Annotated in this window: 19 protein-coding genes and 1 tRNA gene; 7 read left to right on the forward strand and 13 right to left on the reverse strand. The window is 47.1% G+C overall.

Going from position 1 to position 24,733, the window contains the following annotated elements:
* Positions 1-81 precede the first annotated feature (81 nt).
* The 3 genes from VEHSUH05_RS03955 to VEHSUH05_RS03965 all read right to left on the reverse strand — a co-directional run bounded on the left by VEHSUH05_RS03955 (position 82) and on the right by VEHSUH05_RS03965 (position 3,031).
* Positions 82-1,263 carry a metallophosphoesterase gene (locus VEHSUH05_RS03955; protein WP_054674232.1) on the reverse strand — a complete coding sequence of 394 codons (1,182 nt, stop codon included), beginning with the start codon at positions 1,261-1,263 and terminating at the stop codon, positions 82-84.
* 171 nt (positions 1,264-1,434) lie between these two features.
* Positions 1,435-2,502 carry an A/G-specific adenine glycosylase gene (gene mutY / locus VEHSUH05_RS03960; protein WP_105090792.1) on the reverse strand — a complete coding sequence of 356 codons (1,068 nt, stop codon included), beginning with the start codon at positions 2,500-2,502 and terminating at the stop codon, positions 1,435-1,437.
* A gap of 7 nt (positions 2,503-2,509) precedes the next feature.
* Entirely contained in the window at positions 2,510-3,031 is a 522-nt protein-coding gene (locus tag VEHSUH05_RS03965) for an 8-oxo-dGTP diphosphatase (protein ID WP_054674227.1), read from the reverse strand.
* A gap of 206 nt (positions 3,032-3,237) precedes the next feature.
* Between VEHSUH05_RS03965 and VEHSUH05_RS03970 the strand changes: the two genes are divergently transcribed.
* From VEHSUH05_RS03970 to VEHSUH05_RS03980, 3 genes are all read left to right on the forward strand, one after another.
* Entirely contained in the window at positions 3,238-4,014 is a 777-nt protein-coding gene (locus VEHSUH05_RS03970) for a DUF4931 domain-containing protein (RefSeq protein ID WP_105090793.1), read from the forward strand.
* 162 nt (positions 4,015-4,176) lie between these two features.
* Complete coding sequence (locus VEHSUH05_RS03975; RefSeq protein WP_105090794.1) at positions 4,177-4,914, forward strand: metallophosphoesterase; 738 nt, start codon at positions 4,177-4,179, stop codon at positions 4,912-4,914.
* A 167-nt stretch (positions 4,915-5,081) separates the two neighbouring features.
* Positions 5,082-5,312 carry a hypothetical protein gene (locus VEHSUH05_RS03980; RefSeq protein WP_054674221.1) on the forward strand — a complete coding sequence of 77 codons (231 nt, stop codon included), beginning with the start codon at positions 5,082-5,084 and terminating at the stop codon, positions 5,310-5,312.
* A gap of 232 nt (positions 5,313-5,544) precedes the next feature.
* On the opposite strand, the gene VEHSUH05_RS03985 is transcribed toward VEHSUH05_RS03980, so the two are convergent.
* The 3 genes from VEHSUH05_RS03985 to crcB all read right to left on the reverse strand — a co-directional run bounded on the left by VEHSUH05_RS03985 (position 5,545) and on the right by crcB (position 9,579).
* Complete coding sequence (locus VEHSUH05_RS03985; protein ID WP_105090795.1) at positions 5,545-7,869, reverse strand: S-layer homology domain-containing protein; 2,325 nt, start codon at positions 7,867-7,869, stop codon at positions 5,545-5,547.
* Between the two features lie 292 nt (positions 7,870-8,161).
* A complete protein-coding gene (locus VEHSUH05_RS03990; RefSeq protein ID WP_105090796.1) occupies positions 8,162-9,142 on the reverse strand; it encodes a molybdopterin-binding protein in 981 nt (326 codons plus the stop codon).
* Between the two features lie 65 nt (positions 9,143-9,207).
* Complete coding sequence (gene crcB / locus VEHSUH05_RS03995) at positions 9,208-9,579, reverse strand: fluoride efflux transporter CrcB (RefSeq protein ID WP_105090797.1); 372 nt, start codon at positions 9,577-9,579, stop codon at positions 9,208-9,210.
* Positions 9,580-9,717: 138 nt separating this feature from the next.
* On the opposite strand from crcB, the gene VEHSUH05_RS04000 reads away from it, so the two are divergent.
* Positions 9,718-10,074: a helix-turn-helix domain-containing protein gene (locus tag VEHSUH05_RS04000; protein WP_105090798.1), complete on the forward strand. Its 357-nt coding sequence runs from the start codon at positions 9,718-9,720 to the stop codon at positions 10,072-10,074.
* 84 nt (positions 10,075-10,158) lie between these two features.
* Here the strand turns inward: VEHSUH05_RS04000 and VEHSUH05_RS04005 are convergent, their stop codons facing one another.
* Positions 10,159-10,866, reverse strand: a complete 708-nt coding sequence (locus VEHSUH05_RS04005; RefSeq protein ID WP_105090799.1) for a GntR family transcriptional regulator — start codon at positions 10,864-10,866, stop codon at positions 10,159-10,161.
* Positions 10,867-11,071: 205 nt separating this feature from the next.
* On the opposite strand from VEHSUH05_RS04005, the gene VEHSUH05_RS04010 reads away from it, so the two are divergent.
* A complete protein-coding gene (locus VEHSUH05_RS04010) occupies positions 11,072-12,010 on the forward strand; it encodes a diacylglycerol/lipid kinase family protein (RefSeq protein ID WP_095066553.1) in 939 nt (312 codons plus the stop codon).
* A gap of 20 nt (positions 12,011-12,030) precedes the next feature.
* Here VEHSUH05_RS04010 and addA read toward each other — a convergent pair whose 3' ends face one another.
* Entirely contained in the window at positions 12,031-15,921 is a 3,891-nt protein-coding gene (gene addA, locus VEHSUH05_RS04015) for a helicase-exonuclease AddAB subunit AddA (RefSeq protein ID WP_105090800.1), read from the reverse strand.
* Positions 15,911-19,390, reverse strand: a complete 3,480-nt coding sequence (locus tag VEHSUH05_RS04020) for a PD-(D/E)XK nuclease family protein (RefSeq protein WP_105090801.1) — start codon at positions 19,388-19,390, stop codon at positions 15,911-15,913. The genes addA and VEHSUH05_RS04020 overlap by 11 nt, the downstream gene beginning before the upstream one ends.
* Before the next feature lie 299 nt (positions 19,391-19,689).
* Here VEHSUH05_RS04020 and VEHSUH05_RS04025 point away from each other — a divergent pair, with 299 nt between their 5' ends.
* The gene (locus VEHSUH05_RS04025) at positions 19,690-20,688 is read left to right on the forward strand and encodes a hypothetical protein (RefSeq protein WP_054674217.1); all 999 of its coding nucleotides are present in this window, start codon (positions 19,690-19,692) and stop codon (positions 20,686-20,688) included.
* A gap of 168 nt (positions 20,689-20,856) precedes the next feature.
* Here VEHSUH05_RS04025 and VEHSUH05_RS04030 read toward each other — a convergent pair whose 3' ends face one another.
* Both VEHSUH05_RS04030 and VEHSUH05_RS04035 read right to left on the reverse strand, forming a co-directional pair.
* Complete coding sequence (locus VEHSUH05_RS04030; protein ID WP_105090802.1) at positions 20,857-21,465, reverse strand: SGNH/GDSL hydrolase family protein; 609 nt, start codon at positions 21,463-21,465, stop codon at positions 20,857-20,859.
* 157 nt (positions 21,466-21,622) lie between these two features.
* Positions 21,623-22,852: an MFS transporter gene (locus VEHSUH05_RS04035; RefSeq protein ID WP_105090803.1), complete on the reverse strand. Its 1,230-nt coding sequence runs from the start codon at positions 22,850-22,852 to the stop codon at positions 21,623-21,625.
* Between the two features lie 209 nt (positions 22,853-23,061).
* On the opposite strand from VEHSUH05_RS04035, the gene VEHSUH05_RS04040 reads away from it, so the two are divergent.
* Positions 23,062-23,370, forward strand: coding sequence for a hypothetical protein (locus VEHSUH05_RS04040; RefSeq protein WP_054674215.1), 309 nt, complete (start codon positions 23,062-23,064; stop codon positions 23,368-23,370).
* Between the two features lie 110 nt (positions 23,371-23,480).
* Here VEHSUH05_RS04040 and VEHSUH05_RS04045 read toward each other — a convergent pair.
* Both VEHSUH05_RS04045 and VEHSUH05_RS04050 read right to left on the reverse strand, forming a co-directional pair.
* Positions 23,481-23,569 (reverse strand) — tRNA-Ser (locus VEHSUH05_RS04045).
* Positions 23,570-23,678: 109 nt separating this feature from the next.
* Positions 23,679-24,632 (reverse strand): magnesium transporter CorA family protein, encoded by a 954-nt coding sequence (locus tag VEHSUH05_RS04050; protein ID WP_038117360.1) that lies wholly within the window; start codon positions 24,630-24,632, stop codon positions 23,679-23,681.
* Positions 24,633-24,733: the final 101 nt, after the last annotated feature.

Here is a 24,733-nt window from a genome sequence, read left to right on the forward strand (position 1 = left end):
ATAACTATAAGATCCTCTCATACCTCAAATGAACGTATAAGAACCCCGCTACGGCAAATCCGTATCGGGGTTCTATTATTTCTACGCTAGCCCGTCAAAGAATGTAATGACCGTAATTTCTCGCGGGCAGTTTATACGAATCGGGAACCAATGGCCGGATCCATTGTTTACATAGCACACGCTATTTTTTTCCACATAGCGGCCCTTGACGTACGGTGTTCCGATCGGCACCATAGGCATACCGAAGAGAACAATCTGTCCGCCGTGCGTATGCCCCGACAACGTAAGCGGTATATTACGTTCAATGGCTTCTTCAAAGAACTCAGGATGGTGCGCCAACAGGATGACAAAGGCGTAGTCGGGAATACCGGACAAGGCCTTTTCCATGAACCGCTCCCGTTCCTCCTTTTCGCGTTTATTATCGTACGCAACACCCGCGATATAGACCGGCTGTCTGCCGCCCATGATTTGAATATTGCTGTTCACGAGAACATTCATAGGCGTGTTCATCTTCAACTCGTCCAGCACCTTATTCACGTCGTGATGATATTCATGATTGCCCAGAATATAATCGACACCGTCAGGGATTTGTTTTGTGAAAGTCGTCAGTCTTTCACAAACCTGAGGCAACCAATCCAATCTGTCGATCAGATCACCGGTGATTACGACGCGATTCGGTTTTTCTATGAGCGCCATTTTCAGTATTTCATCGAAATCATCGAGGTCGATGCATGGACCGATATGAATATCGCTGAGCTGTACAATTTTATAGTTCTTAAGTCCCTCAGGTAAATTCGTATAACCGAAAGACTCATGGGTAACAACTACCTCATGCTGCCCAGCAAAGGCCGCATAACTCGAGCCGCCCACCGTCGCCAACGGCACCAATGTCGCCGCCGTTCTGAAAAAGGCTCGGCGCCCCGTTCGATTCTCTTCAGGTGTTTTGTCAAATATCTTATTAACAATCCAATACAATATGCCTAAGAGTATAAATACGGGAATAGCCAGGAATAAGCCCATCAAAAAACCGTAGCTTTCAGTTCTAAACAGATTCATTAACGGATAGTACTGCGTGCCGAACAGGTCCGCCTGATACATCATATAGTATACAACCGCCGCAAGCCATCCACCGATTATGAGAATATAGCCTATCCATGCAGGCCACTTCTTTTTAGGTTTCCACAAATTGAGAAATAGAATCCAAAAGCCCACCAATCCTACAGAAAGGATGGTGAAAACGATTATATTAAATAGTAGTCTCATACGTTCTCCAACTATGCCGATTCAAAACCGGCCAATCCAGCGCCGTATATTCCATATACAGCCATACATACCGATAAAATACCATCGATTTCATCTAATTATATCGCAATTTATCAATGCAATCTAATATCTATGATGCAAGAATATATTCATGCCCAACTGCAAGGCAGTTTATCTTGCAAGCTCCGTCAGTTTACCGTGCGGGCCCGCCCATGCGTAATCGGAAAACTCTTCGCGTTTGATGAGCATCCAGTCCTTCGGCAAATCGCTGTCTATAGATTTCGTCAAAGTTCCGCGAAAGGCTTTCATAAACCATTTTCTATGAGAAAATACATGGGTCAGTTCCTTTACGAGAACGGGCTGCAGGGACAATTCAAAGCCTAAGTCCGCTACCAGTTCCGATAGAGCCTGTTTACCGTCATCAAAAGCGGATACACCCTCAACGGACGGGAATTCCCACATGGACCGCAACAGTCCACGGTTCGGACGCTTGTGCAGTAAATAGTAATCCTCATATTGCAAAATGCCTACGAACACGGGAACATCGACGACCTTAGTTTTCTTGATGCGCACCGGCAGTTTGTCCGTATCCCCCTGCTGATAAGCATCGCAAAGATTTGCAATTGGACATTCACCGCAGCGTGGCGTCTTGGGAATGCATACGGCGGATCCAAAATCCATCAAGGCCTGATTAAAGTCGCCCGGCCTGTCGTGAGGCAAGGTTTCCTCCACGATGGCGGTGATCGTCTTCCGACCCTTCGTGCTCAGGATATCCTCAAATATACGATACAACCGTGCGTAAATGCGCAATACGTTGCCGTCGACGGCCGCCTCCGGCTCATTATAAGCCATGGACAGGATAGCCCCCGCCGTGTAAGAGCCTACGCCCTTTAAGGATTCCATCGTCTTTCTGTCATGAGGCACGACGCCGCCGTAATTTTCAACGACGTCCTGCACGCCGAACCGCAGGTTGCGAGCCCGACTGTAATACCCGAGCCCCTGCCAGGCATGAACGACTTCATCCTCGGATGCATTTGCCAGGTCCTGCAAGGTCGGAAACAGACGCATCCAGTTGTCATAATATGGCTTCATCGCTTCGATGCGCGTCTGCTGGCTCATCACTTCGGACACCCAGATTTTATACGGATCTCCGCAATCGCGCCACGGCAATTCACGCTTATGCACGTCATACCACGCCAATAACTGTGGTACCCACTTGGGGTTCTTCACCTCTGTCATACTACCTCTACTCATTAATGTATAAATCAATTCTGGCCGGATGTTCGCTTTCCATAACGGATTCCACCGCGGTCAAATCCATCTTGTCCACCGTACTGTTATCACGGCCGAACACTATAGGCCCTTTCAACTTTTTATTCTCCAGCAGCAGCGGCAACCAACGCCGATCGCCGTCCCACATATGCGCATACGGCACATCCTCCGGCTTGAACCAGTGCGGCTCCATCTCATCCGTTTCCTCTACAATGCCTGTGAAAGTACGCAGAAAATAAACATAACTCACATGGGTTAAACTTTCATCAAAGGGAAACTGAAAGTCGAAAAGAGCCACGCATTCAAAATCCTCCTCACGGGCTGAAAGGCCGGATTCCTCAAACAATTCACGAACGGCACAGGCGCGGAAGCTTTCACCGGAATTGAGCTTGCCACCGAAACCGTTATATTTATCGGCACCGAAGCCGCGTTTTTTACGTCCCAACAATATGCGATTGTCCTCATCGATGGGAAACACCAATGTTGTAGGTCTCATATATCCTCCCCGGCAATGAACTGACACGCTGATTTCTAATAAATTAAATATTGCATCAACTAAATGACTTGCCGTACAACTATTTCAAACGATCGTCGTACGGCCATTTGATGACATTACATTATTATATCATTATTTTATGTACGAATGGACTAGTTGTGGTATGATTAAAAGTATAGATTTTGTGATAAGAAAGGAGGCGCACCATGAACAGACCGCTCATTTTTGACATCGCATTGGGTCGCACAAAGCCCGTCAATATGCGCAACGAACAAGTTCGGTGTCCCTTCTGCGACAGATCGCAATTAACGGATATCCTAGATACATCCGGCCATATCATCTGGCTCATGAATAAATATCCCGTGTTGCACGATACATGGCCTACGGTCATCATCGAAACGGAAACGGACGACGGCGAATTTTCCACGTTACCCCTCGACGAAGCGACCCGCATCATGCAGTTCGGCCTCGATAAATGGCGTGAAACGATACACACAAACGAATTCGCGTCCGTTTTATTTTTCAAGAATCACGGTCCCATGTCGGGCGGATCCATCCGACATCCGCACAGTCAGATAATCGGGCTCAAAAACTACGATTACTGCGAAGATATCCCCGTAGAGAGCATGAACGGCTGGTTACTGCATGAAGATCAGGATATGCGCATCACCCTGTCGACACAGCCGATCATCGGGTTCTTCGAATATAATATACGCTTTAAACCGGATGCTCCGGCACGCTCCGTGGCGCTTCGATTACAACAGGTTTTACGCTATCTGTTACATACCATTGCCAACTTTACGCAGTCCTATAATTATTTCTTTTACGACTTAAAGGACGGCTACAATTACATAAAGGTTGTAGCAAGATATGTAACGACACCGCTGTACATCGGCTATAAAATCCCCCAAACCTGCGACGATGACAGAGCGGCCAAGATCATACAGGACATCGCGCCTTATCTGCAAGGGAACAAAAAATAATTTCATTTTTGAACATCAGATCATCACAAAAATATTATTTCGGTAACAGTTAAATCAAAATAATGCTTAATGACAGTCGCCCAATAATTGAAACAGGGCTTACAGCTATACCGAATTCAGTAAATATAATTAATCAGAAATATATAATTTGAAAGGAACTATATGAAAGTATTTGCCATCGGCGACCTCCATCTATCGGGCACACCTCCTGCAAAGCCGATGGATATTTTTGGGCCTCACTGGGCAAACCATTGGAATCGCATAAAAGAGGATTGGAATGCCAACGTCAGCGATGAGGACATCGTCTTTCTCGTAGGCGACATGAGCTGGGCCTTAAGGCTTGACGAAGCGGCTCATGATTTACGGGAAATCGCCTCCATGCGGGGGAGAAAATATATGATTCGCGGCAATCACGATTACTGGTGGGCCTCTGCCAACAAAATGAAACAGCTTATGAGTGACGCCATTACCTTTATTCAGGGGCACGGCACAGCGGAAATCATCGACACCGCCGAAGGCCCTCAAATCATAGCCTTCGGCGGCACGCGCGGCTATCTCTGCCCGGGGGATTCCCACTTCGTACCCGATACGGACCAATCCATTTATAGTCGTGAACTGATGCGAACCGAATCGGCTTTACAGGAAATGGATGCCGCCATACAACAGCTACCCGATTTGCCGATAACCAAAATATTACTGATCCATTACCCGCCGTTTAACGACAGCAATGAACCGTCCGGCTTTACGGAGTTGATGGCTCGATATGACGTCGATATATGCATATTCGGTCATTTACACGACCAGATTTCATTTAAACGGATTCCAAAGGAGTTCGGCACTACAAAACTGGAACTCGTATCGGCAGACTACATGGGATTTACATTACAATGCATTCTATAAAATACTGAAAGACACACTATAAAATGTGCGCTATAAATTTCTCGATATAGATACACACTATAAAACGCACTGTATAAAATATGCCCTATAAATTTCTCGATATAAAGTGTTCAATAACATAAATATCAAACAAGTATTAATAACCTATTAATCATCAAGGAGACACGATGAGTCGCATTCACAAGGAGCATTTACAAGCCGGCTATATCTTCGGCGATACCGTCAATGGAGAATACATCTACTTGCCGTCCGGAGAAGTCGGCACGGACCATCCTCTGGCAGTCCTGGAAACGCCTACAAAGCGCGAGGACCTCACACTGGATGAGGCGGTGCACATGATTGATACGCTTTCACTAAAGCGCTGCACGCACCCTAAATTGGGTAAGAAATCATTTTAATTACATAATTGATTGACCCCCAAATAATAAAATAGCGGATAGTTGATTATAATCCGCACTTCAGAAATTGGATATAATTTCTGAACGTGCAGATTAGTATATTAAATCAGCTATCCGCTATTTTGATACAAAGAGGCTGTTTATCACCGCCCCTTTATTTTCCCATTATTTTATAAAAGAACTATTTTATTATCATCTTTTAATCTAAAAAGTTATTTCATAACAAGTATTCCTACTTTGCATTTCGCTCAATATGACTGCCGTAAACGTCTCTGTAATCATTATTTTGCTTATTGTCCTTATTATTGACACGAAGTCGTTCTACCTTATGACGGTCATTGTCTTTACCCGAGATTCGATCTACACGAGTACGATCCAAGTCACGAATACGGGATAATTCAGGATTAAATTCGTTAATAGCACGTCCCATTCTGCCGTCAATAGGTGCCCCCAATTGTAAAGCGCGGTAAATAATCGCAGCATATTCATAACGAGTCAACGCACGATCACCTTTAAATTCGCCATCAGGATAACCTTCAACAAGACCTCTGTCCGCCAAAGATTTTACATATTCATAAGCCCAATGATTAGCCGGTACATCAGGGAAGTTCACATCCTTCATTTCATGCTGAGGTGCCATTCCCATGGCTCCCTTCATTTGCTGAATTTCAGCGTTTTGAGCTTTTACAATAGCTTTTAAGTCCTGAACCTCTTTAGCCAAAGCTACTCGAGATGTGGACACTCCATTTTTCTGACCTAATTTCACTGTTACACCGGCATTAACCATATTTTCACCGTTACCCATGGAACCTGCTACACTGAACATGGTATCTTCATTTGGTCTGTAGAAAGCACCTAATGCCATAGCATTTTCGCCGGCATAGTTACCGTAACCTGCTGCAAAGTTCCATTTATCATCAGGATCAAAATCCAACGGATGAATTGCCGCCAGCGCAGCTGCACCGGCACCGACTTTTCCGATTTTATGATTCAACCGATCCATATTACTGCTGATACCGTTAGTCGCCTGATACAGCTGACTGCCGTTAATCGCATCCGTTGACGTAGGAGATATGTCACCGGCGCCGACATTCGTGATTTTCTGATTATTCGCATTCAAACCGTCACCGGTAACATAAGTATTGCCACCTACGGTAACACCGCCATTATTAATAACGGTACCTCCTGTCGTCACACTGTCCACCGATAAATTTTTGGAAACATCCACGACATATTCCGTGCCGCCTGTAGCATTACGATTCGAATTCGTTACCGTAATGTTGGAGCTGCCCGCCTTTACAGAAGCTTCTTTATCATAAGCGGATTTTATAGCATCATGCACGGTGGATGCCCCTGTTTCGCCAATATTGGACATAGTAATCGTCCCATCGCTGCCGACTGTGGCGTTACCGCCTAAAATATTCTTTACGGAGCCCGCTATATGTCCCACTGTATCAGCCACTGCATATAATTGACTGCCATTTACGGCATCTGTACTATCCGAAGACACCTTTCCTGCCGCCACATTAATCAACTGACGTTCTTTACCTGCCGCACCTGCACTGACAACGCCATTCGCAGCCGATCCTTGCCCGGCAAATCCGGAATAAGTGATACCGTTTACTATAGCCGATGTTTCCGTCGTCGCCGCTCTATCGGCAGAAGCATTGCCCAGCACGACACTGTTTTCCTGTGTAGTCGTCACATTACCGCCCAATACATATGTATTAGCCTGCGCTATGGTATTTCTTACACCGAAAGCGCCCGAATCCTTGCCGGAAACAGTATTGCCGCTACCGATTCCGATCGCCCCCTGTGCGGAAATTTTGCTGCCTGTACCTACAGTCACGGCATTTACCGCACCCGCATCAGCATTATTGCCAATAGCGACAGCGCCCGCCTGAGCTTTTGTGCTGTAACCGACAGCAACAGAACGCTCTCCCGATGCAACAGACAACTGCCCCAATGCGGTTGAATAGGAACCGGATACCTTATTATTAAATCCTGCCGCCAATCCGTGATCGGCGGTAATGGTATTACCCGTACCGAAAGCACTGGAATAATCCGCTGATTTTACAGGCAGTTTATCCTCCACATCATACTTTCCATGTTTAGGATGCTGCTTAAATTCACCCACTATATTATTACTGCCATATCCGCTTACCTGCGCACCATACACGGCGTTGTTGTCGCCGAATGCCATAGCCTGTCCGTCACCGTTCTTCGTAACAGCCGGATTATCACCCGTTTCATCAACAGATGTCAATGTCCCGTATACATCATTACCTTCCCCGAATGCATCGGAATCCTTGCCGTTCACATAGTTCTGATTGCCGAAAGCACCAGAACTTCCGTATTGACTCGTGACAATATTCTGCTGCCCTACGGCCACATTGCCGGGTCCGTCCACCTTTGTCACCGACACCTTATTATCATATGTTGCATCCGTAGATGCATTAAGAGATGCACCGGACATCTCCTTTTCCGCACCAAATACGGTTCCCGTTCCTAATGCTAGCACAATTGCCAATGATAACGCCATCTGTTTTCTTTTCATATATTCTAAATTCCTCCCTACATCATATCTAAAATTATAAATATTTTATGCAACTATTATCATTTGTAGTATATATAGGATAAAAAATCCTCATAAAATATACTTAATCGCAGGCAATCTATTATCATTACCTGCGATTATTGTACTTTAAAATTTAGATGAAGTAAAGAGTTTTTTAAAAACCAGATGAAGATATCTATTTTTATGGATTAACAATTTTTACAGAACTTATCTCAGATATATAGATTAATAAGTCTTATGAATATAAAATATAGCTTACGTCCCCGTCGGGCTATCCCAAAAATCCGCCGTGTCCCATACGGATACAGTCTTCCTTGGTAATTTCATCGTCCGCAACGAGGCGCGGCACGATTTCGTCAAATGCCGTAGGTCTGCTGAACAGTACGCCTCCCGGTACGCCGAGAATCGGTGTGCCGTCCGCACAGTACGCGATGCATACCATGGAACCCGGCAACACGGGCAGACCATAGGTAACAACGCGGTCCGCATAGCGTTTAATCGCCCCCGGTGTAAGATCATCAGGGTCGACGCTCATTCCGCCGGTACAGAAAATAATATCGGCGCCGGCCGCTTTCACCTTATCGATAGCCGCCACGATATCATCGGTATTATCCGGCACAATCTCATGGACAATTTTGGTAACACTGTATTCACCACAACGTTCCTCAATAATCGGAGTGAAAGCGTCCTTAATACGTCCCTCAAACACTTCGGATCCGGTCGTAACGATGCCCATCGTCTTACGTACAAACGGTTTTACATGTAAAAGCGGTTCGTCCTTTGCGATATCTCGCGCCGCCTCAACCTGTTTTTCGTCCAGAAGCAACGGAATACAGCGCATCCCCGCCAGTTTATCGCCTACTTTCACCGGAGTATTATTAAATTTCGTAACAATCGTCAGCTCTCCGACGCTATTAATGGCATGCAAACGTCCCACATCCACCTTGAAGAGACCGTCCGCGTCCGCAATCGCCTCGATTTTCCCCTGTGCCATAGGACCCGCATGCATATAATTCCCGCCGGCCATATCATAAAGAGCACGAGCCACATCCTCTTCATGCAGGAAGCCCTCATCCTCCGACTCCATCACAAATACATGTTCCTTGCCGAGATCCAGGAGTTTAGGAATATCCTCCTCCGTAATCACGTGCCCACGACGGAACGGCGTGTCTTTCACCTCACCGATGACAATTCTCACAAGATCGTGTAATAATGCATGCCCTACGGCATCCTGCGTTCTAATGGACTTCATATGTTCTCCTCAATTCAAGTTATTATCAATTTAAAATAAGCAATACAAATTATAGTATATACAACTTAAAATATGCGAGCCACTACGAGACCTGCCCAGCACAGGATAAGGCCGCCTATAACCTGCAATCCACCATACCAAAGCGCCTGTACATAGGATTCCGCCATCACAAGCTGCAGCATCTCAAAGGCAAATGTAGAAAATGTGGTGAAAGCCCCGAGGCCGCCCACAACGAGAAAAAACCGCAACCATTGCGGAATGTCGGGTTTCTGCATATACAGCCCCAAAATGAGCCCTATAATCAAACAGCCGACGAGGTTCACCACAATGGTACCGTACGGAAATGACTCGACCTTCCCCATCACCCATTCACCTACAGCCAGGCGAAATAGCGCCCCTAAGGCTCCGCCGAGAGCCACCGCTATATATTTTTCCATAATGCCTCCATCCATTTGCTTTCACAATTCGTGTAATTATCGGTAATACCCGATAATTATCAAGTTTCCCGTATTAGCAAAAGCCTGATAATCTCAGTATACTATATTTAGAGAGCATGGAAAAGAAAAGGAGTCGTCATGAAAGCCAGCCCCGTTAAACTGACCGACCTGAAAATCAACAATTACGAAGACCCGTTTTTACAGCATCAATATGTGTGTTTGGGTCATAAAATCGCCATCATCCGCCTGTCCATGAACATGTCTCAGAAAGAGCTGGCTCATCTTGTAGGAATCAGCCGCAGTTATCTGAGCAAGCTCGAATGCGGCATCGGCATATCAGGCGTCTCCGTGGAAATTTTATTTAAAATCGCTCAATCGCTGCAAATCAACATCGGAAAACTGATGCATCTGCGCATAAAAGACTACAAAACATGCAATGCACACCTGACAGCGCATTATAAGAGGATGGAGTTTCTTAATCGGCATAAAGAGTAGGACCTCAAATATGCATTGCCATTCTACAACGGAAAAGAAAAATCTTATAAAAAGCCCCGCAGTTCATCAGCTGCGGGGCTCTTTCTATACTTCATTGATTTTTTTATCTTGTACTTCCGCATTCGCTTTTTTGAAGATGAATGCATTTGTTATATGTTTACGCATGGCTTCTTCCGCGGCCAGTTCATCATGGCGTTCGATGGCATCTACGATCTGATCGTGTTCATCATCACAGTCATGGGTTCTCACGGCATTAAAAGAACTCAGATACATATCGCGGTTGACCCGCTCCCGAAAGCTTTCCAAATATTCCACAACGCGCTCGTTGCCGGAACATTGAGCGATCATGGAGTGGAAGCGGCTGTTCACATCAACGCGTTCGGTCGCATCTTCAATGGCATGCATTTCTTTGCATAAAGCCTTTAGTTCTTTAATTTGTGCCTTTGTCGCGTTACGTGCACAAAGGCGTGCCCCAAGGCCTTCCATAACCTCCCGGCATTGGTAGAGCGCTATGATTTCCTCCGGCGTATCGGATTTTACCGTAACACCTTTCCACGGAACGATAACGACGAGATTATCCTTTGCCAATTTACGGAACGCCTCGCGTACCGGCGTCGCGCTGACCCGCAGCTGCGCCGCAATTCTCACTTCATTCAGCTTTTCCTCAGGCATCAGTTCTCCTGTTAAAATAGCCGTTTTCAGTGTTAAATATACCTGCTCGCTCAGCGGCAATCGCTCGATGGCGTCCACGGACGATAATTTATATTTCCCTTTTGATTCACTCTTGCCCATAGTCATCCCCTCACGCGTTCCTCAGCTTTCACACTTTCAAAGAACGCATAAAATGAGTATAATAAAGTATAAGACAAATTACTCTATAAAATAATTTGTATATATAATCGTTGTATACACTATAATTATAAAACTCGCTTATAAGCCTGTCAATTTAGCAATAGCCAAGAGATTTATCATTTTTTGAAAGTAAGGAAGTTACACCATGAGCCGTTGTCTGGTTATCATCAACCCCGTATCCGGGGGCGGTGCGGCACGCCGTTACGCCCTCGATTTACAATGGAAATTGAGTACCTTATTCGATACGATCGAAGTCAAATTCACCACCGGTGAAGGCGATGCCACCAGATTCGCAAAGAACGCCTGCGATCGCGGCTTCGACGCCGTATTCTGCATGGGTGGGGACGGAACGGTAAACGAAACCGTAAACGGCATAGCCCAAGGGGGCTTCACCTGTACGTTCGGATTCATCCCCGTAGGAACGGTCAACGACATGTCCCGCGCATTGGGCATGCCGCAAAATCCGATGCTGGCTATACGCCGTCTCGACATCAACCAGACGCGCAGCATCGATATCGGTCGTTGTAATGATAAATATTTTTGCAATAACATCGCCGCCGGTGTCATTCCGAAGGTTATCGAAGAGGTAACGCCGAAGGAAAAGCGCATTTTAGGTCCTCTCGCCTACTTCTTGCGAGCCGGTCAGGCGCTCTTCACTACGAAAGACTACACATACCGCATCCAGACGGAAGATGACGACTTTATCTGTAAGTCGCCGCTCGTTCTGGCGTTGCTTACAAATGTAGTATCCAGCTTTGAACGGTTCATGCCGGAAGCATCCGTCGATGACGGCTATATGCGCATTATCATATTCAAGGAATATTTCATCCTGGACATTCTAAGCGTATTACCGCTCATCCTGAGCGGTGCCATATATAATTCACGGTATACGACGACATTGACCGTAAAAAAAGCGCACATCGAACTCTTATCGCAAGTCGATAACTTACCGACAAATATGGACGGCGATCAAGGTCCATACATGCCGGTAGACATCGAGGTATTACCGCAGGTGCTCAAGGTATTCGCACCGATCAAGCACAAAAAGAAAAAACCGTTATTGGCGAATATTCCCCGTATTTAAGATAACGTAAGGATTTTCGCTTATACTATAATTGCATCATGCAATCTGAAACTGTAAATATAACATGCTTTCACCGGCATATCGGTGAGCCGACAGAGGGCCTCTTTATAGAGGTCCATTTGTATTTTATAGCGCCTGATGAGTTCATCGCCGGATTGAACGCGGTCGGTCTTGTAATCCACGAGAACCCATGCGCCGTCCTCTTCAAAGGCGGTGTCGATAATCCCTTGAAGGAACAGATTCTCGCCCTCTTCAAGAGTATCGTACACGCGTTTTCCTTCAAAGAGCATACTGAACGGCAACTCCCGTTCCACGCGCTTTGATGCGATTAAACGCTTACCCAGATCCGATGTGAAGAATCGATACAGGCCCGAATCGTTCAGTAAATTCCGTTCTTCCGCCGTGAAAGTCCCCTTCAATACCAGTTCATCCAACCGTTTTGACAGGGAGTCCTGCGTATAGGCATCAATCGGCAGCCACTGCATGGCCTCGTGCATGAGGGTCCCCCATTGAGCTCCGGTCAACACGTCCTCTTCGGACTGTAACACCCGCGGTTTTCTGCCGAACACGGAATTTGCTAATGCATCGTCATCTACTACAACAGAAGGCTGTAAGGCCATAATGGTATCGGTCTTAGATACCGCCTCAACACTAGAATCTATATCACCACTGTCAGCGACCTCACTATTAGGCTCTGACTGAACGTTACATGGCGCTCCAATCCTCTCAGACGTTCTTTCGACAGGTTCTGACCGCGGCAGAGAATCGATATCGCCCGCTTCTTCCTCCCGTTCCTGAAAGCGTCGCTTCAACTCGCTGACGGATATTTTAGCGGTTCTGCGACAGGCATCTTCGTAGGGATAGGTATAGTTGAACCGATCGACGATAACTTGCGGCAATGCTACCTCATTGACCGCCGCCAATTCGCGCACCTTGCCGATTGTCGTTTCGTCTATATCGGCTTTGTAATCCAAATCGCCATACGCCGCACCGTCATGTATTTCAACCTTGATACGACATTGTTTATCCTTTAAATCAAAGCATGTAGAGCCTTCATATTCAATGCCTGCCCGCAACGGATTCCCTCCGTCCAGATGTCGCGCTGTCCCCATGAGGACCCAATCCAAGTAGGAGTTCGCCTGTGTAATGAGGTCCTTCGGCAATGTCTGCGTATCTACCGAGGCACCGGCTTTCACCAGTTTTCCCGCAGCGGTCAGGCCCTTTTCACTCGACAGACCTTTAATAAAGCCCGTCATGAAGAGTTTATCCCGAGCCCGCGTCAACGCAACATAGAGAATACGCTGTTCCTCAGCCTTGAGGGCCGCTTCTTTGACGTCTTTCACATAAAACCACGGCATGGTCGGATATGTGACGCGTATATCCGGATAATAGCCCTTAAGCCCGATGCCGGCGTTCTTATCGATGAGCAGCGGCGACGTCAAATCGCGTTTATTGAACCGCTTCTGCATGCCCGACAAGAACACCACAGGAAATTCGAGGCCCTTACTCTTGTGAATCGTCATGAGTCGCACCACATCGTCCGCTTCGGTAACCACGTTCGCCACCGCCATATCCTGATTGCTGTCACGCAAGCTTTCAACAAAGCGCAAAAATCTGAACAGGCCTCGGAATCCGGACGATTCAAAGCCCTTCGCCCTCTCGTACAACGCCAGCACATTGGCGCGACGCACTAGGCCGTTCGGCATGGCGCCCACATAGTTTACATAATCCTGAGATTCGTAAATATCCCACAACAGATCGGCCACCCCGTGACGGCGAGACAATGTACGCCACCGCTCCATATGAGCGATAAACGACAGCAGCCGTTCATCCTGCGTCCGCTCCGTATAAACCGGCATGAGGGTCCACAAAGTCCCCTCTCCGGAAAGGCGAAGCGCACCCAGTTCATTGGCATCGAGGCCGACCAGCCCCGAATGAAGAACGGCCGCCATCGGCAAGTCCTGCTCCGGATTGTCGATAACGGATAGCAGTGCTAAAAGCAGCTGAATCTCCTGGGCCTCGAAGTATCCGTCCCGCTCGTTCACGACCGCAGGGATCCCAGCCTGTCGCATAGCCTCCACGGCACGAGTGCCCCAACCGGCAAGGGAACGGCGCAACACGGCAAAATCCCGCCACTCGATCTGACGAAATGTGCCGTCCGGATTCTGAACGCACTTTTTGGAGGCGTGAATCTCCTTGATTTTTTGAATTATAAAATCAAGTTCCCGCTCGTTATTCTCCGGCTCATCCCTGTCCTCTTCTGCGTCTTTCACATAAGCGCCGAGCGTATCAGGGCCCACATCGAGCAGTTGCAGTTCCACGTCGCCGCCGACCCAGTTATCCGGTGCATCCTCCACGATACGCCCCGGAATGAGGGATTCCCGCTCCGTGTAATTCAGTTCGGCCGCTTCGGCGGTCATAATCTGATAGAACAGAAAATTCGTCACCGCCAGAATATTTTCATAGGACCGGAAATTCTTCGCCAAATCGATACGGCGCTCCACCGCATCAGATCCGCCGTACGTATTATACTTATCCATAAACAGAGAGCTGTCCGCCATGCGGAAACTGTAAATCGCCTGCTTAACGTCACCCACATAAAATCGATTATCCTCTTTGGAAATCAAGTTGATAATCGTCTCCTGCACCCCGTTCGTATCCTGGTATTCGTCGACCATGATTTCCTTGAAAGTATCCTGCAGTTCCTTCGCCACATCGGACGGTTGAGGGTCATCTTCCGTTCCTGGCTCCACGAGGAGCGCCAGGCACAGATGCTCAAGGTCGTTAAAGTCCATGACGCCCTGTTCCTTCTTCGCCTCCATATAGGCTTGGTGAAAGGCGATGGTAAGCTCCACAAGGTTCTCAATGACAGGATACTGAGACCTGAACTGCTCCTGCAATGTCGATTCCGACACGGTGAATATACCGGATTGCATGCTTTTCAAATCATCTTTATTCTGATTGGCCAATATTTTGAATTCTTCAACCAAAGCAGGATCCAGGGATGCGGCCTCTTTCGAGCCCAATCGCAACTGATCCGTTAAAAACGTATCCAGATGTGCACAGGCGGAGCCCATTGCATCCCAAGAATCGGCCGAAACGAGGGTCATAAGGCCGGCCAGCTGATTATCATAATTTTTCTGCCACTTTTGAGGGCCTGCCGGTTCTAAGAGAATCTGCTCCATCCGCCGCAACCGTTCCTTGATGCGTTCAATGGCCTCCATCTGCTTGTCCCACATGGATTGGCCCCACAAGGTGTCCACAGGCGATACATCCATCGCTTCCCTGTACGGCTCCAAAGCGCGGCGCAGCCATCCGTCGGGATTACTGAGGGACATGGCGTAATTATATAGCGCCATCACCTTCTCTGATAAGCCCATATCGGATTTATCATCGCTGAAGAAGTCCGCCAGTTCATAAATATTATAACTGCCGTTCTCATAGGCCACTTTCAGCAGATCCTCCAGCACCTCCTGTTGCAGAAGCGCCATTTCCGCCTCGTTTCCGATGCGTGCGGTCGGATTGATGTCGAGTTTGTAAAAGTACGAACGGATCACCCACTGACAGAAGGAGTGAAGCGTTGAAATATGAGCGGACGGCAACAGATTGAGCTGCCGTTCCAATCGCGCCTGCAGCTTCGGATCATCTGTGGATTCCATGGCCTTTGCCAATGCCAGCCCGATACGGGAGCTCATCTCCTGCGCCGCCGCCTTCGTGAAGGTTACAACCATCAGTTCCTGTACGGATAACGGATTGTCCATATCCTTGAGACGCGTAATGATACGTTCCACGAGGACCGCCGTCTTACCGGATCCCGCTGCGGCCGCCACCAGCAAGGTCTGAGCCGACAGAGCCGAATCCTTCGGTGCGATAATCGCCGATTCCTGTTCAGGCGTCCACTTAACAGCCATAGTCTTCATCTCCTTCATTCAATGCTTCTTTCATAGAGTTCAGCGCATCCTCTTCCGCCAGTCTGGATAAATAATTGTATTGATTGCGACTCGAATCAAAGCGGCACACGTTCTGATATTCGCAATAGGTACACGGCCGTACGCCGTTCAGCTGATACGGCTTGATAGGAAACAATCCATCCCCTATCTGCTGTCCCGCCCGAGCCATCACGCGACGAGTATACCGGCACATAACGTCAAAGTCGCCGGAGCTCTTCACCTTAGGCTTGTCGCCTTTATAAATCTGCTGATTCTTACCGATGCGAAGCGGCACGTAAGGCCCTTTACCGGAGCCATAATTAAGCACCTGATTGTCAATGTGCGTCAACAGCTCCACATCATCCGCAAAATAACCGCTGTTCTGCAAGGTGCTGTTCTTCTTAGCCAGCTCCGACGCATCATCATAGGATATAGGCGCATCCGACGATGTCTGCGGATTCTTAACATACGTATATACGACCGCAGCCGGAGACATCGAATCGCCATGCATTCTGCCGTATGCGGATTCCAATGCCAGTAAATATGTCATCAGCTGCAACTTGAGTCCGTAATACACATCCTGAGCGCTCACCTTGGCACCGCCCGACTTGTAGTCGATAACCATGCCGTACGTTTGACCGTCCGCGGTATATTCATCGATTCTGTCGATCTGTCCCACAAGGCGGAGATAGCGATCAGCGCCGAGAGGCACATTAATCGAATCCCAGCCGCCTCCGAGGCCGAAATTCTGCTCCAGATACTTCGTATTGAAATCGCTGCGCTTCGACCATTCCACGAGACGTCCTACGGTCGATTCCAAGGTGCGCTGCACACGATGCTCGATAGCCTCCTGATAGGCGGAACTTTCATCCTCGCTGAACTGGTTGTCCTTCACGATTTCATCGGCAACGGCGCTGCACATTTCACGCTGTGTCCTTTCATCCAGATCGCGCCACTGCTGATTATGTTCCAGCAGATAATTGCCGAGGCGCTCCAAATTGGCGTGCAGAAAGGTACCGATTTCAGGCGCGCCGAAGGAACGCACCTTGCGCGGTTCCAGTCGCAATCCGTACTGTGCATAGAAGCGGAACGGACATTGCTGATATTTTTCAAGGCGCGTCACGGAGCCGGACATGTAACCCTTTGATAAGAACAGACCGTTTACCAAATCCTGCGTAATGACCGGCACATCATTATTATCTCGAATACCGCGCGACACCTCAGCCAATCTCGGCCGATATTCCGCACTTTCACGAGCCCAGTTATAAAGGCCCCACCACACGGGACTCACAGGTTCGCCGCTAAGAAGCGCCCCCCATCGTTCCGACAGGAGGGACAGGCTCTGATTCGGACGCCATAAGTAGCGTTCTTCCGTATCGGGCATGATGATAAGCGGCACATCAACGGCCTCATCCACATAACCGAGCGATTCCAGACGCTTAATCACAAGGGCCGGTTCAAGCCCCGTACCGTCCTCGCCGGATCCGGCATAGGACAATGTCAACGAATCTCCTCCTCTTGTCATCGCCAGGTAGAGCAGGAAATTTTCGTTGAACGCCTTCGGCAGTGCCCCTTCCGCAAGGGTAATGCCGGCCTCGGCCAATTCCTGACGCTCCCGGTCCTTGATGAGTCCTTCATCGCCCATGCTTTGCGGGAATACGCCCTGATTGAGGCCCATCACGAAAACCTTCGGCCACCACTGACTATATCCGCGCTCGATGGTGGTGATTACCACATGATCTAGAGACGGCGGAATCATGGAGTAATTGATATCACGCAAGCCTTCTTCGAGGAGCAGCATCATCTCATCTAACGTGAGAATTTCATCCTTCATCACCGACGATACTTCGTCAATGAACGAAATGACCGCATTATACATCTGCTCATGACTCGCCTTGGACTCCTGATCTCCGCTCGCCTCGGCATCCTGAGTCCATTCATAGAGGCGGTGCGGCACCTGCAGTACCTCTAAAATGCGATACAGCTCGGCGCCCCATTCGCCGCCCGTATGGCCCTCCGCATTCGATGCGAAATCAAACCACGGCGACAAAATATCCATGATAATCTGACGGGACACATTTACACGCGCTCTGCGGGGCGCATCAAAATGGGTTTCCTCATCGTCCCTCCCCCTTTGAAAGCCCTGTAAATACGACCAGCTTTCAGATTCCCATTTATAATGATCGATACCGAATTCGAGAACGTAATTTTCCAATTCATCGACGGCCTCGCGCGTAAGAGGCATTAAATCCGTTTTCAATAAACGGAACATGCTGTCACGACTGTAGCTATGACGGACGACACCGAATAAATCCGTCAACAGTTCTCCTAACGGATGATTTTTCATCGGTCGCTGACGGTCGATAAAATGTGGAATACCGTAACGGGTAAAAACCTTTTCCAATGTGTCCCCATAGGTTTCCGATTCGCGCAGCATAACGCACACATCGCGATACCGCGCACCTTCAGAGGATTCCACATAATCCAATATACGCCGCGCCACCGCATCGCCTTCGCGCTCCCGATTATGCCCTCTGATGAGGGGAATCTGCTCATCCGTAGAGTTCGCCCTTGCAGGACTCGTAAAGAAATCGGACTCTAACGCCTGTACCACCCGGGGCCCCCGCTTGCCGTCAAAGCCTACCCATTCGATTCGGCTACCATATCGGGCAACCAACGTGTCGTAGATTTCAAGAGGACGGCTGAACAGATGCTCTCCGCGGCGTGCAACATTAAGCGCTTCGGGATCCATCGGCAAATCGACGGTGATAACCGCTTCCTTCGCCAGATCAAACAGAGTATAAATCAGTTCATAATGAGTCGGCGTAAACCAATGGAAACCGTCGATAAAGACATGGCAATTCTCCATCAACGGGGAGTGCGGCAACGCCTCCACGATTTCCATGATCGGGTCTATATCGCGCTCGCCGTGACGGCTGATCTCTTCTTCGTATGCCGCCATGCATAGAGCGAGTTCACGCAACTTCTTCTGCAACACACCGTTCTTTACGGATTCAGCGCCGCGTTCCAGATCATCCGGCCCGATGCGAAATGCACGAAACTCGGAGAATAATTGTTGCAGCACCGATGAGAACTCAGGACGTTTCGTCGCCTGTTCCAGGAGCCCTAATTCCTGCTGTTTGCGCTTCATCACAAGGCGCAGCAACATGGCGCGACCGAACGCTGTCAATCCCGATTGGTGATCCCCTTTGGAACCGATAGACTGGTACACTTGGTATCCGAGGCGTCCAAAGCCTACAACCCGCACCGTCGTAAAACCTTTTTGAGGCATAAACTCCGCCAGTTCCCGTTCCACCCGATAGGTGGCCGGTTCGGGCACGAGCAGAATAATCGGGTCCCCCGGGCATTCTTTCATCACTTGTGCAATACGCGCATAAACGGCCTGCGTCTTGCCGGATCCGGCGCGTCCGTAATATATACTGATACTCATGAGACCTCCCTGGTGAAAGCTTTCACCATCTCAATAGTAAATCGTCAAATCATAAGAGAAGATACAAATATCTCCACTATCTTTATATTATACTATTATATACTATCGGGCCGATTTATCGTATATTACGCAGTATTTATATCCGTTATCATACAGTCTTCATATCCGTCAAGTCGTTCTCAGTTTATAGTTGGTAATTTATTTTATGTTTTATTTACAATTTGTATTTTTTTCGATATAATATACTTTAAAGTATTTATTTTGTGGTATTTGTAAATTAAAACTAGGAGTGACTTTACATGAACAAGAAACATTTAGCTGCAGCATTCGCAGTATTTGCAGCAACATCTATATCTTTTTCCGCATTTGCCGCATCTGTAGATGCAAACGCACGCGCTTATGAACGCGCTGCTCAACAGCAAGCTCAATCCGGCTATTCCGATACGGAAGCCCGTAGACCTATGGTACAAACAGGTTACACTGCAACTCCTCCACAAGTTGCTAAGAAAAATGTGGCTGCCGATCCATATGCAGCAGGCGACATGACACAACAAAGACCTGTGTCCAAAGATTTAGGAGATCCTATCTTCGTTGCACCTCAGACAACAGCTATCGGTCTACAAATCATGGATCCGATCCCTACTACGCAACAACCTGTATACCAGGAAACAGTAGCGTCCTTGAACTATAACAATAACGGCAACTCTTATGTGAACCGTTACAAAGCGAACCAGTTGAACGCATTCGACGTTCTATTGAACGGTAAATCCTATACATACAACTTGCCTGCTTATACAAACGGCTATCAGGTAAAAACAGCAAGCTCTTATAATCACACAGGCAACGGCGTTGCTAACGTGTTCTCCACAAACGTGATTACAGAGGCTGTTGTGAACAATCAATCCTTGCGCATCACTGTTAACATGACGCAACCTACAGCAGTTGCAGCAGGTAAATTGATGTCCATGCAAAAATCCGGTAATCTTTCCGCTGCTGAAATAGCAACGTTATTCGCTTATAATGAAAGCTATGATGGTGTAAAACAAGCGGCTTATTACGATGTATTCAACAATGCGGGCCGATTCATCGTTGTGAAGTCCGGTGCTGTTACAGTTCCAAACGGCGCTCAACATCCGTATGCAACGGCTATGTTCGCATTGACTGACGATACCGTAGCAGCTGTTACCGTATCCGGCAATACATCCGATGCTTATGAACTAGTAAAAGGCACTGCATACGCGATCGCACAATCCGCAAAGGTTGCAAACAATAACGCCGCATCCAAGGCAAAGCGCTAATCAGGTGTTCGCACAAAAATAAAAGCTAATACATAACAAAAAAGGGCTGTACCCAAATGTAAAATTAATTACATTTTGAGTGCAGTCCTTCTTTTTATATCGTAACAGTTATCCAAAAAACGAAATATGTTCTCTATACCCGCCTTTAAAAATATGTATCTTAATGTACTACATGAGATGGCCCTGCATACAGCCCAAAGTACCATCTTCATTCCCCCACTCCATCTTACCGAGCTGCAGAAACACCTTCAAAGCCGTTTGTGACATCAAGCGATACCCCAACTCATTGGGATGTACTTCGCCCGCAAATACAATCTGCCCATTACGGTCCGCTTCATTCAGAGTGCTGTAAAAATCGATGGTCTTATGATGGTGTTTTGCCGCATAGTCTTTTAACCGATCGTTAACGGCTACGACTTCACGGTTGATGCCGTCCATATCACTGTCTATCTGTGTTTCCAGGCCGATGATAACTCGTCCTTTTTCAGCGGCCTGTTCGATAGCTTTCACAAGAATACGAAATACATAGTCCGCATCACGTCCCTGCAGAATATCGTTGGTACCGCACATGAGGAAAATATAGCGATTTCGATCGTAAGAAGCTGTACTCGACCAGGCCTCCACACGATTGAACAGTCCCTGTACGGACAGTCCGTCTATGCCGTAATTGGTAAATTGCGTATGCGACATTGCCTCTGCGCACAATTCGACCCAACCGAGCCCGTACGGTACATCATAACCGCGCGTAATGCTGTCACCAAAGCAGACTATATGCATAACGAACCTCCTTCGCTACAGATGGTTTCTATTATTTCTATCACTTCGATACCAATAGTTTATACGATTTCGACACAAACAATTTCCGTTACTTTAATACAAATACTTTCCATCAAATCGGTTCTGTCAATTGCTCATCGTATAAACACCTGAACTTTCACCGATTAAGCCGTACAAAGAACAAGGCACATGCTCCGATAACAGGAGCGATGGCGATGGACATCAAGGACAATTGATAACTGCCCGTCATGACGAGGACATTGCCTAAGAGAAGTGGCGCCAGGAGCGCACCGATTTGGTTAAACAGATTCACGAAGCCCGCCGTAGTGCCGCGCAAATGCGGCGCCGCCGACTGTACCACGAGAGCATTCGTCAAAGCGCTGTGCATAAAAGCACCGATTCCCAAGATCGGCCCCGTTACAAAGAGCATATCCGGATTATTCGTGCTGGCAAATAAAATCAGCGCAGGTGCAAACAGGAACATCACAAAAGCCGCCAGGTGATTCTTCTTAATCGGCAAAATATCCGATAAAATACCGATAGTCGGCTTTGCAATAAGAGCCGCCGTACCGAAAGCACTCATAACCTGCCCTGCATAGATAGCCGTTACGCCCAGCTGCTTAACCATGTACAAGTTCGCCCACTGAGTTACGCCCCAGGTCGTTCCCGTCGCGAAAAAGCCGGCGATAGCAAGGCATCGAATATTTCGATTGGAAATAATATGCTTCAAATTTTCCTTTAAGGATGTTTGACCCATACCGAGTTTAGCTGCTGCTGCAGATGCTTCTGATTCGCGCTGAACCATGATCTCCGCACTCGGTTTACGGACCGTGAAATAACACAAAAGCCATACCGCTAACGGCAATGCGGCTGTCACGAGAAACGCGGTCTGCCAGCCGTAATGAGTCGCCACATACGGCGCATATAGATTAACGGTAGTAATACCGAAAGAGGTACAGCTCATAAAGAATCCTACCGCCACGCCTCGTTGATTCGGGCCGAAGTGATCGCCGATAGCACTCAGACAGGATGCCTGTACGGGACCGGACATAACGCCTAATAAGAACCGCAATACCCATGCATAAGTATAATCCGTAATGGTGCTCATCAAGGCTGTTACCGCAGCCATACCGATTAAGCTGCATAAAATAGTTCGGCGATAGCCGATCTTATCCGCCAGAATACCGCCGGGCAATACCGTGAGCGCATAACCGAAGTAAAATGCCGCAATATGCTGAGATCCCATCTTTGCCGTAAAATTGAGCGCATCATTGACGATGGGCATAACCGATGCCCAGGATAAACGCATGACAAAACTCAATAAAAACGTGAGCCATACGCTGACTAAAATTAAAATCTGTGACCGTGAAAACCTGATTCCCCCCATGGGACCTCCTCTATACAATAATCAAATTAATACATCGATAGCATACCATAGAGGATAAAGATTTTCTATAAAAACTATTCCCTCCGGCGCTAATTCTCATTTACTTTCACCTATGCTATACTGAAAGCAATATATTGATCAACATAATTTCATAATCATCTTATGCAAATCATTGCAGTTATGAACACCTTCAAAACCGGTCGGCTCTTATGAGTAATCTTAAAAAATATTCAGTAGATATAATCAGATCTGACAAAACACTTCAATCTAAAGTATTAAAAATGCGTAAGCAATATAACGATACTGTCGCGGTAATTAACTATCTTGCTAACTTAAAATCTGAGAATATGGCTGATATTGGACAAATTACAACTATTAGCAAACAACGTATTAAAGGACCTGTTCACACAACAGATATATTAGCAAATGTTATTATCCCTGATGATTTACTAAAAAGGGCCTATTTTTTCTTAATAATTCCAACGTTCTCTACTCTAATAGAATTATCGGCGGCTTAGGCTTATAAGATAAAAAATAAAACCCTCCAGGCCACAACCTACAGGGTTTTAGAAATAATTATATAATTTTGAAAACATTATACTCTACTGTTTTCCGCTTTAAAATTAAATGGCGGAGAGGGTGGGATTCGAACCCACGGCCCCTTGCGGAGTCACTGGTTTTCAAGACCAGCTCCTTAAACCACTCGGACACCTCTCCATAATTTAGTATTATATCAGATAAACCATTGTTATCGCAACATAAGGACCTCTCGAATTACGGGAGGTCCTTTTTCACTGCTGTTAACGACGATATCTCCATAATGAAATTAAAATAGATCTTTTTTCCACATGCCGATGATGGCAATGATGGAACACACCACGGAAATGCCTACCACTTCATAGAATCCGTTCGGATCGTCCTGGAACGGCAATGCCACATTCGTCCCCCACAGGCTGAATATAATCGTCGGCACCGCCAAGGTAATCGTAAGGGCCGCCAACATTTTCATCACCATATTGAGGTTATTTGAAATGATGGATGTGAAAGCGTTCATCATATTCATCAGAATGTTAGAGTACATCTCAACCATCTCGATGGCCTGTTTATTCTCGATAATAACGTCTTCCAGGAGGTCTTCGTCCTCTTCGTACATCTTGAGCAGATGTTTATAAGTCGTATGACCGCGCAAACGCAACAGCCTCTCCATAACGGTACCGTTCGTACGCAAGGCGGACGTAAAGTATGTCATGGATTTCTGTAATTCCAACAACTGGAAAAAGTCCTTATTCTTCGTCGTATGACGCAACTGAACTTCGATATCGTCGGTACGGCGGTTGATCTGTTGCAAGTAACGCAGGAACAGCGTTGCCGTGCGGTACAGAATCTGGAACAGGAACCGCGTCTTTTTATACGTATAGAACGTAGACAGTTGATTCGAAATGAACGGATATAACACCTCGGACTCTTCAAGGCATACGGTAATGAAGAAGTCAGGCGTCAAAAAGATGCCGAGCGGCACTGTATCGTACATATCGTTACCACGAATCGCCGGAATGTTGATAACGACGAAAATATAATTATCCTCCAACTCCACGTGAGAACGTTCTTCCATATCGAGAGCGGTCTTTAATACATCCGTCGGAATTTCCGTCAAAATATTGATGAGGGATAACTCATCGGGGTCAGGGTTCACCAAATTTACCCAAGAACCTTTTGTGGCATCTGACACAGTGTAGTCGGCAACTAATTCTTCTTCAATATGTTTGTACACCGTAATCATGCTATCCCTCCTTCCAACGAACGTACAATAATAATCATCTCTAAAATTATATACTATTTAAGGATGCTATTCAATTCAAGATGCTTAATTTTCTCTGTGAA

The organism is Veillonella denticariosi JCM 15641, assembly GCF_002959855.1.
GTDB lineage: Bacteria > Bacillota > Negativicutes > Veillonellales > Veillonellaceae > Veillonella > Veillonella denticariosi.